We start from the raw sequence: 8,695 nt of genomic DNA on the forward strand, positions 1-8,695 counted from the left end.
GTGGTCAACTCCAAACCGCTGACCAACCCGAGATACGCGGCGATTCTGCAGGGCGTTGCGAGCGGTCTCGCAGAGGGCGGATTCCGGCTGGCCATGCTCCCGGATCCCACCGCGGAGACCGTCTTGGAGGACTGCCGAAACGGGATGCTCGACGGGCTGATCTTCGTTGGTCACGATGACGCTGTTCCGCCGCAGACACTCGTCGACGCGGTCGCTGATGGCACAGCACCCCTGGTCACCATCGACTGCGGGGAGCCCGCCGAAGACTCTCCGTATTCGGCTGTCGACTTCGACTACTCGCACGGTGCCCAGGCGATGCTCGAGCACCTGGCGGGTCTCGGAATTGACACGATCCTGCACCTGCGCCCGGAGGTGTCCTCCCGCGCCGAGCGCGAAAGGCAATCGACGCTGATGCGCGTTCTCGGCGCTGGCGAAGGGATGACGCTCCGAGTGGTCTCGACGCGATTGAGCGACAGTGACCTGGCAGCGGCGGATATCGGCGGCCGCGCCATGACGAGCAGGCATCTTGCCACCGTCACTGCCGACTTGTCGGCGGCGCTCCGAGCGTCGCACTCACCACCGGAGGCCACGACCGTTCTCTGCTCCTGGGGAGCGGATGTGGAGGCTGCGCTGAGGGTGGTTGCCGATGTCGCTCCAGGCGCGACGGTTGCTGCGCTTGCTGGCAGTTGGCCCCGCACCGATATCTGGCCGAACCTCGTTTACTCACGCCTTCCGCTCGTGGAGGCAGGTCAACACGCGGCCGAGCTCATCGTCGACGAGCTGCTTCCGGACGCGACTCACGGGCGACGAATGCTCCGTCCCCTGCTTGAGTCCGAGGGTGTCTCGCCCGCCGGCACCACCGACGATCCATCCCGAAAGGATCCCGCATGACCCGCCCCAACATCGTCTTCATCATGAGCGACGACCATGCCGCCCACGCGATCTCCGCGTACGGCAGTCGCGTGAACAGCACCCCGAACCTTGACCGCATCGCGGCTGAAGGCACTCGGATGGACGCCGTGTTCTGCACGAACTCGATCTGCAGCCCGTCGCGCGCCTCGATCCTCACGGGCACCTACAGTCACATCAACGGCGTCTCTTCCATCTGGACGGAGATGGACTACCGCGTCCCCACCTTCGTCGATGCCCTTCACGATGACGGCTACTCCACAGCGATGTTCGGCAAGTGGCATCTTGGCGAGCACGGACAGTCGCTTCCGCGCGGCTTCGATGCCTGGCAGATATTCCCCGGCCAGGGCGACTACGTCGACCCAGAGATGATTGACGCCGACGGCGCGAAGGTCGTGCCCGGCTACGCGACAGACATCGTCACCGACCTCTCGCTGGACTGGATCGACGAGCGCGAATCGGAGGAGCCGTTCTGCCTCATGGTCCACCACAAGGCCCCGCACCGACCATGGGTCCCAGACGAGAAGCACGCCCACCTTTACGCCGACGGATCGATCCCCGAGCCGGAGACCTTCTTCGACGATCTTGCTACGCGATCACAAGCTGTGCGTGGTGTTCACATGACGATCGCCGACGACATGGGCTCCGATGACCTCAAGACAGAGGTGCCCGAACATCTTCGGGGCGAGGAGAACCGCGAAGAGCGAATGCGCTGGAAATACCAGATCTACATGCGTGACTATCTGCAGTGCATCCAGTCAATCGATGACAACGTGGGTCGGCTCCTGGACCATCTCGACGAGCGGGGCCTGCGGGAAAACACCGTGGTCGTGTACACATCGGACCAAGGCTTCTTCCTGGGTGACCACGGCTGGTTCGACAAAAGGCTGATGTACGACCAGTCGCTGCAGATGCCGATGCTCATCCGCTGGCCAGCCGAGATCGAAGCAGGCTCCCGCTGCGAAGCGATCATCACCAACGTGGACTTCGCCGCAACATTCCTGGACATCTGCGGGCTCGACGCGGCGCGGGCGCTGCCCACCTCGCAGGGGCGGAGCTTCCGACCGCTGCTCCGGGGTGAGGAAGTCACGGATTGGCCCGACGCGGCCTACTACCGCTATTGGGAGCATGACGACCCGATCCATCACGCGCCGGCCCACTACGGGATCCGCACAAAGGACCACAAGCTCATCCACTACTACGGTGCCGGTCTCGGCGTCCCCGGTGCATCCGATCGAGTCTTTGACTCCGAATGGGAGCTTTACGACCTCGCGGCGGACCCCACTGAGGTGCGCAATGTCGCCGACGATCCTGCGTATGCACTTATCCGCGTCGACCTGGAAGAAAAGCTCGCTGAGTACCAGCATCGCTACGCGGACGAGCCCTACCGAGGCGAGGGCACCCCGCGCCCGGTATGGGGTCCGTACGACCAGGAGGTCTTTGCTCGGGTTGCGCAGTATGTGGCGCAGGTGAACGCGACCAGCGCCTGAGAGAGGGCGGCAAAGAGCCCGGCGGAGTCATCCTTCGCCGGGCTCACCTGTGTCCAGTTCTCGCTTACTCGAGCTCGCCACTCACGCAGTGCTGTCTTTGATGTCTCACCAGCATATTCGGCGGACCGGTGAGGAGGAGTGTGGACGCCTCCGTACGCAAACCAGGACCAGGTGCCGCCGCCTGGCCTCACTCGAGACGGGGGGTGTCCCTATGGTTTTCGTCAAGGGGGTCGGGTCAGGCTGCGGCGGTGAGTACGGGGGTGGGGGCTGAGTAGAGAGTGCCGTCGCGAAGCATGGCGAACAGGACGTCGCAGCGTCGCCTGGCGAGGGCGATGAGGGCTTCTTGTGCTGGGCGATCTTGCGGTCGTAGTAGGCGCGGGAGATGGGGTCCTTGAGCGCAGCGAACGCGGAGAGGAACAGGGCTCGTTTCAGGACTTTGTTGCCCCTTCTCGATGGGTGATCACCTCGGATCGAGGTGCCAGATCTCCAGGTCACGGGAGTGAGTCCGGCGTAGGAGGCGAGGTGGCCTGCGGTCTCGAAGTGCTTGCCGGTCACCTCGGTGATTATCCGGGCAGCGGTCCTGACGCCGACCGCCGGCATGGACGTCAGGAGGTCGTGAAGAGGGTGCTCCTCCACCAGTGCCTCGACCTGTTCGAAAATCTCGGCGCGAGCGGTCCACAATTGGGCGAGCTGGGTCGCGAGCTGGCGAAGCACGATCCCGGCAGCGTCGGTGCCGGCCACGGTCACGGTCTGTTCGTCGAGGGCTTCGAAGACGTCGCTGGCCCAGGCAGCGCCCTTGCGAGGCGCGTGCTTGCGCAGCAGCGTCGCCACCCGGCTCTTTCCAACCTTGCGCATTGCGGCGGGCCCGGGATACCTCTCGAGCAGAGCAGGCATCGCGGGATGCTCGAGGTGGGGGCCGATGACGCGTTCGAGTGCGGGATGGATCTGGGTGAGCAAGCCCCGGATCCGGTTCGAGGTGGCGGTGATCTGCTTGGCGAGGTCGTCATCGAAGCCGCAGAGCATACTCAGCTCGGCGGCCTGTTCGTCGGCCAGAACGATCGAGCGCAGTGTGTGGGGCATCGTGCGGGCGGCGTCGGCGATGATTGCGGCGTCGCGGGCATCGGTCTTGGCCTCGCCCGGGTGGAGGTCGGCGATGCGGCGCATGGCCAGGCCTGGGAGGTAGCCGACCATCACGCCCATGTCCTGGGCGACGGCCAGGGGTAACGCGCCGATCGTGGCTGGCTGGTCAACGACCACGAGGATCTGGCCGTGGCCGGCGACCTTCTGGATGAGGGCACGGAGCTTTGCCTCGTCCTGAGGGAGGGGCCTGTCCAGGAGCTTATTGCCGGTGCGGTCGATCGCGACGGCGTGGTGGGCGGTCTTTCCGACGTCGATCCCTATGAACACGTCGACGGTGTCGTGACTTGGGAACATGAGCTCGTCCGATGCTGGGTGGGCGGGGAACGGCTGGCTTGTCCTGCGGCTCCAGAGCTCGGCATCCACGTTACGAACGGCCGGGTCGGTGCGTTGTCGTGCCGCTTGGCCTGGTCCCTATCAGCGATCCTCTGGCGCCTATCGGGTCCCGGTGGCAACACCCCCGGATCATCAACGACTGGGGGCAAGAGCCATGCCGGGCCCGACAGGCCAGCCACCCCGATCCTGCCTCGGATCGGGGCTACGAGGAAGGTAACGGGGTGAGTGCAGTTCAAGTGATGCTCCCGCCCTCTCTTCATGACCGCTCGGGAATCTGCCGCCCACTGGCGCTGCTGCGTATCCGGCATCCCAGAGACTGAGGAAGCACCCATGAGCACCTCCAGCAGCCACACCGTCCTCTCCCCCACCGACCCCGAAGCCGGCCCGTTCACCCTCCGCATCGGGGAACGCACCGTTCGGGCGGACCGCAACGACGAACTGCTCGCCGCCGTCTTCGGACCCGAGTACCTCGAGGAGACCGACCCTGAAGTGCTGTTCCTGATGCGTCTCGAGCAGGCCATCGTGATCGCGACCGCGGTGCAGGAGTCGATCGTGGCCGCCGCCGTGCACCGCGACGACCTGGACGAGACCACAAAGGAGGACGTCTGGTCCGCGCTGCTGGCGGAGCGGGAGACGGTCAACCCTGGTGTACTGTGGGAGCACCGGGTGCCGCTCGTGTTGGTGACGAGCCTGTTCGCCCCATATTCGGATCGAGATCAGCCGATCGGGAACATCGCCTGGGTCGACCCCACCGACGACGTGACGATGCTGGAGTCCCTGCAGGGCCTGGGGGTCATTGAGCTGCTCGAACATGGCGACCTGGCGGTTGCCTGATGCCCCCAGCCATGATCACCGCCACGGTGCCCCACCGCGCGAGGACGGCCGAGAACCCTGACCGGGTCGTGCCGCTCGTGCCGCAGATCGTGGCGTACCTCTGCGGAGCGTGCGAGGTCACCACCGAGGTCCGGCTGCACCCTCAGGCACCGATCCCCGTGCTGTGGCCGTGCCGGATATGCCGCGAAGGCGCCGAGTGCACGGTCGAGGCCGACGAAGGCGTCGAGATGATCGGCGTGCCCACCACCCCGAAGCGGTACCAGCGCAAGGACCACTGGACGCACCTGTCCGAGCGCCGCACCGAGGCCGAACTCGAACACCTCCTGGCTCAGCGCCTGGAGCTGCTGCGCGCTGGGAAGCTGCACTCAGGTCCGTCGCATGAGCTCAGGAAGCCCGACTCGATCCGGACGTCGGATGCACGACGTAACGTCGTGGAATGACTACCTGCGGCGTCTACAACCAATCAGTCAACCTCGCGAACGGTCCGCGCGTCCACGACCCAAAGACCTGCCGCTCCTGCAACCGGTCACTGCCAACAACAGCGTTCGCTCACCACAAGAGCTCCGGGGATGGGCACCGACACAAGTGCCGGGAGTGCGTTGCTGCGGAGCGACCCGCGGCGTTGAGCGCAGAGCAGCGAGAAGAGCGTCGGACAAGGGAGGGTGCAGCGGTGAAGGCGGATCGGAATCAGCGTCTGCGAGACAGCGGCTATCGATGGGTGATCCAAAGCCCGGACGGCCGGATCTTGTCCGTCCAGCAGGCCGAAGAAGAGCTTGACGCGATCGATCTCGAGGACAGCCGGTCGTACTGGGACGAGCTGCCTCCGGGCTCTGACCTCTGACCCTCCGTCCCGCGGAACCCCCTCTTCGCCCACTGGTGCGGGGACATGCCCCACGTGGAGGAGGATCCATGGCCTCGCTGATCGAGTCCGTCCGCAAGCTGCACGGCCCGACGCTCGTCGAGCACGACAACGGCTACGACGTCGACGTCATCTGCCCCGAATGCACCCGCCTGCGCACCGAAGCGCTTGAACAAGCGAGCACGGACAGTGAGGGGTGGAACCACGCGACCGAACTCATGCACGTGCCCTACCCGTGCCCCACGCGGATCGTCGCCGGCACGGCCGCGGCCGAGGGCAAGGATGAGTCCGCCCGCATGCGCTTGGAGCACTTGGTGGTGCAACGGGAGGAGCTCGAGGAACGCACGGAGCGGCTCGATGCCGTTATCGGCCTGATCCGCCGAGACCTCGGCGAGACCGAAAAGGCGAACGGTGGGCGGAGCGAGTCCATCGAGGAGGCGCCTGCGGAGGTCGAAGCGACTGCCGGAACCCGCGACGCCGAGTCGGTCGACACTGGCAATCAGACCGACGACGGATACGACTTCTGAGCATGAGGCCTCCAAGGGACGTGAGGGACCGGCCCTGATCGAGTGAACCCACGCCGGACCAGAGCATCTACTCTGGACCCCATGACCGACACGCAAGCGCAGCGGGACGCTGTAGACCGCTTCATCAACGCGACCGAGCAGGCCAAGAAGGCACTCGAGGGCAAGTACCAGCAACGGTTCAAGGGCCTCGGCGCCGCCAAACTGCATGCGTTGAAGAACGGCGACAAGGTCGTAAAGAACCAGGCAGCAGAGCTTGACGTCCTGATCGACCTCCGCAACGTGATCCAGCACAGTCACGTCCTAAACGGGCTGCCAATCGCCGTCCCGAGAATCGACGCGGTCGAAGCGATGGAGCGAATCGCCGAATACATTGAGCAGCAACCGCAAATCAAGGACTTCATGGTCAGCAACCCGGCAACTCTCTCTCCGGCCAGCGCCATCGAGGAGGCATCCGAGCAGGTCGTACGCATGGACCTCTCGCAGATGCCCGTTTACGACGGCGAGTCGTACGTCGGCTTGTTCACGACCAACGCTATGGCCAGATGGCTCGGGAAATCAGTCCGCCGCGAGAAAGGTTACCTGATCGCGGAGAACGTGAAGGTCTCGGAGATTCTGGCGCACGTCGAAGCTCATGAGGCACCTCGATTCGTCAAGCCGACTGGTTCGGCCCTGAAAGTGTGCGAGACGCTCTCGAAGGACACCGCTCCTCCAGCAATCCTCGTGACGACCGACGGGACAGAAGCGGGACCATTGAAGGGGATCGTGACCCGCTTTGACGTGGCTCGCATCCTGCGCGAGGCGACCGTGACCTACCCCTGACAGACTCCCTCTTCGTCCCGCGGCGCAAAGCCTTCGCCCACTTCTTCGAGCGAGACGGCATCGAGGGAGATCGACATGGCCACGACGAGAGTCCGCAAGCGCGACACCGGCGAGCAGGGCAACCAGGGCGAATTCGCCGGCGTGTACCGGGACGAGGCGGCCGTGGCGATCACCGAGCCGTCCTCCGTGGTGAAACTGGAGACGGAGGAGTCGTCGACCGGTCCGACCATGCGAATTCCGACCTGGTCGGTGGATCGCATCGAGCACAAGGTGGAGCTGGCCAACCGGCGCCTGGAGCGAGAGGGCATCGCCGAGCGCTTCGAACTCGAGCGGGACGACGAGGAGGTCTCCTACCGCTGGCCCACGGGCGACGAGGTCGACATGTACGGCTACGCGCCGTGGCAGCAGTACGCCTTTCAATACTCGACCCTCACCCTGAACCGGCCGTCGATCTCTCACGAGGGCGGGCGCTTCGATGGCGCGCTGGACCGCGTTCCTGGCACCGATGAGTTCATGATGTGGTCGGTGCCGGGGCGGGACTTCGCCGGCTGGCGGCCTGAACCGGGACGCTGCGATCACTGCGGCAAGTTCCGCGACCGGAACACCACCTACCTGGTCACGAATGAGGAGACCGGCGAGACGCTGCAGGTCGGTGCGTCGTGCATGGAGGTGTTCCTCGGTGCGCGGCCTAAGGGGCTGTGGAGCCTCGGCACGTCGATCGAGCCCGATGAGGATCGGGATGCGGCGCCGCTGTCCACCCAGTCCGTCGAGGACAATCGGGAGCTGATCGCGAAGGCAATGGTCGCCTCCGACATGGGCAAGCGCTACGTGTCGAAGTCCCGCGCCGGCGAATGGGGCAGCGTCTCCACCGCGGACCGCATCGATGCTCTCTTCGGCTCGACCACATTCCGCCGGCTGACCGAGGAGGACAGGCTCGAACGCGAGCAGGCCAGGAAGGAGCTCGCGGAAGTCCTGGACTCCGGCCTGGTCGATGACGTGGTGAAGGCCGCGCGCGAGGTGGGAACAGACTCGGACTACGGCCGCAACCTCAACACCGCGCTGGACGCCGGCTTCGCCACCGCGACGATGTCGGGCACCGTCATTAGTGCCGTGGCCGCGTACGGGCGGAAGAATCGCGAGGCTGCGCAGGCCAAGGTGCGTGAGGATCGGATCGCGGAGGCCACGCCAGGGTTCGCGGCGCCGGTCAAGACGCGTCTGCGCGATGTCCCGGTGACGATCACGAATGTCTTCGAGGGCACGCGTGCCGCCTACGCGTGGCCCCACGGGGACGAGCCGTTCCAGATCATCACCATGCGCGACGCGGACGGCCACGAGATCGTGTGGAAGACCAGCACCGTCCAGCCCGTCACGGTCGGCGACGACGTCACGATGACCGGAACTGTGAAGGAGCACGGCGAGTTCCGCGGCGTCGACCAGACAGTGATCTCCCGGGCGAAGCTCGAGATCCCGGTCCCGCTCGGTGCCGATGGATTCCCCGCGCCGGGCGCGCCCTACTCCACCAACGCTCTCGGCCGCGCCGGAAAGAAGCTCACCGCGGAGCGCATCCGCGTTGAGCACACGACCCGCCGGCAGGCACCCGGCGATACCTGGCTGGCCGAGGGCAGAACCACGAGCAACCACCGCGTCACGTGGGAGACCACCGACGCACCGGGCGAGAATACGGTCATCGAGCTCACCGGCACGATCGACTACGTCGACGACTCCGGCGTGAAGACCGCTGTCATCGTTCAGTCCTGATTCGCAGGTGCGTCAGGACGCAACAG

At 65.6% G+C, this 8,695-nt stretch carries 7 protein-coding genes and 1 pseudogene; 7 read left to right on the top strand and 1 reads right to left on the bottom strand.

Features of this window, described 5'->3' with window-relative positions; genetic code table 11:
• Window positions 1-93: 93 nt before the first annotated feature.
• The gene (locus tag ACT3SQ_RS18455) at window positions 94-891 is read left to right on the top strand and encodes a hypothetical protein (protein ID WP_444601566.1); all 798 of its coding nucleotides are present in this window, start codon (window positions 94-96) and stop codon (window positions 889-891) included.
• On the top strand, window positions 888-2,399 hold the full coding sequence (locus ACT3SQ_RS18460) for a sulfatase family protein (RefSeq protein WP_444601567.1): 1,512 nt from the start codon (window positions 888-890) through the stop codon (window positions 2,397-2,399). Before ACT3SQ_RS18455 ends, ACT3SQ_RS18460 begins: the two co-directional genes overlap by 4 nt.
• Window positions 2,400-2,634: 235 nt before the next feature.
• Here ACT3SQ_RS18460 and ACT3SQ_RS18465 read toward each other — a convergent pair.
• A pseudogene (locus tag ACT3SQ_RS18465) lies at window positions 2,635-3,833 on the bottom strand (IS110 family transposase).
• A 369-nt stretch (window positions 3,834-4,202) separates the two neighbouring features.
• Between ACT3SQ_RS18465 and ACT3SQ_RS18470 the strand changes: the two are divergent.
• The 5 genes from ACT3SQ_RS18470 (at window position 4,203) to ACT3SQ_RS18490 (ending at window position 8,669) form a co-directional block, all read left to right on the top strand.
• Window positions 4,203-4,706, top strand: coding sequence for a hypothetical protein (locus tag ACT3SQ_RS18470; RefSeq protein WP_444601568.1), 504 nt, complete (start codon window positions 4,203-4,205; stop codon window positions 4,704-4,706).
• Window positions 4,706-5,146 carry an RNA polymerase-binding protein RbpA gene (locus ACT3SQ_RS18475; protein ID WP_444601569.1) on the top strand — a complete coding sequence of 147 codons (441 nt, stop codon included), beginning with the start codon at window positions 4,706-4,708 and terminating at the stop codon, window positions 5,144-5,146. The genes ACT3SQ_RS18470 and ACT3SQ_RS18475 overlap by 1 nt, the downstream gene beginning before the upstream one ends.
• 469 nt (window positions 5,147-5,615) lie before the next feature.
• Complete coding sequence (locus ACT3SQ_RS18480; protein WP_444601570.1) at window positions 5,616-6,092, top strand: hypothetical protein; 477 nt, start codon at window positions 5,616-5,618, stop codon at window positions 6,090-6,092.
• Window positions 6,093-6,173: 81 nt separating this feature from the next.
• A complete protein-coding gene (locus ACT3SQ_RS18485; protein WP_444601571.1) occupies window positions 6,174-6,911 on the top strand; it encodes a CBS domain-containing protein in 738 nt (245 codons plus the stop codon).
• Between the two features lie 75 nt (window positions 6,912-6,986).
• Window positions 6,987-8,669: a hypothetical protein gene (locus tag ACT3SQ_RS18490; RefSeq protein WP_444601572.1), complete on the top strand. Its 1,683-nt coding sequence runs from the start codon at window positions 6,987-6,989 to the stop codon at window positions 8,667-8,669.
• Window positions 8,670-8,695: the final 26 nt, after the last annotated feature.

Source organism: Brachybacterium sp. AOP42-C2-15, from assembly GCF_052377065.1.
In the GTDB taxonomy this organism is placed as follows: domain Bacteria; phylum Actinomycetota; class Actinomycetes; order Actinomycetales; family Dermabacteraceae; genus Brachybacterium.

Excerpts from the sequence above, each read along its gene's own strand:
- ACT3SQ_RS18455 (WP_444601566.1), top strand. The coding sequence starts at position 94 with ATGCTCCCGGATCCCACCGCGGAGACCGTCTTGGAGGACTGCCGAAAC.
- ACT3SQ_RS18460 (WP_444601567.1), top strand. The coding sequence starts at position 888 with ATGACCCGCCCCAACATCGTCTTCATCATGAGCGACGACCATGCCGCC.
- ACT3SQ_RS18470 (WP_444601568.1), top strand. The coding sequence starts at position 4,203 with ATGAGCACCTCCAGCAGCCACACCGTCCTCTCCCCCACCGACCCCGAA.
- ACT3SQ_RS18475 (WP_444601569.1), top strand. The coding sequence starts at position 4,706 with ATGCCCCCAGCCATGATCACCGCCACGGTGCCCCACCGCGCGAGGACG.
- ACT3SQ_RS18480 (WP_444601570.1), top strand. The coding sequence starts at position 5,616 with ATGGCCTCGCTGATCGAGTCCGTCCGCAAGCTGCACGGCCCGACGCTC.
- ACT3SQ_RS18485 (WP_444601571.1), top strand. The coding sequence starts at position 6,174 with ATGACCGACACGCAAGCGCAGCGGGACGCTGTAGACCGCTTCATCAAC.
- ACT3SQ_RS18490 (WP_444601572.1), top strand. The coding sequence starts at position 6,987 with ATGGCCACGACGAGAGTCCGCAAGCGCGACACCGGCGAGCAGGGCAAC.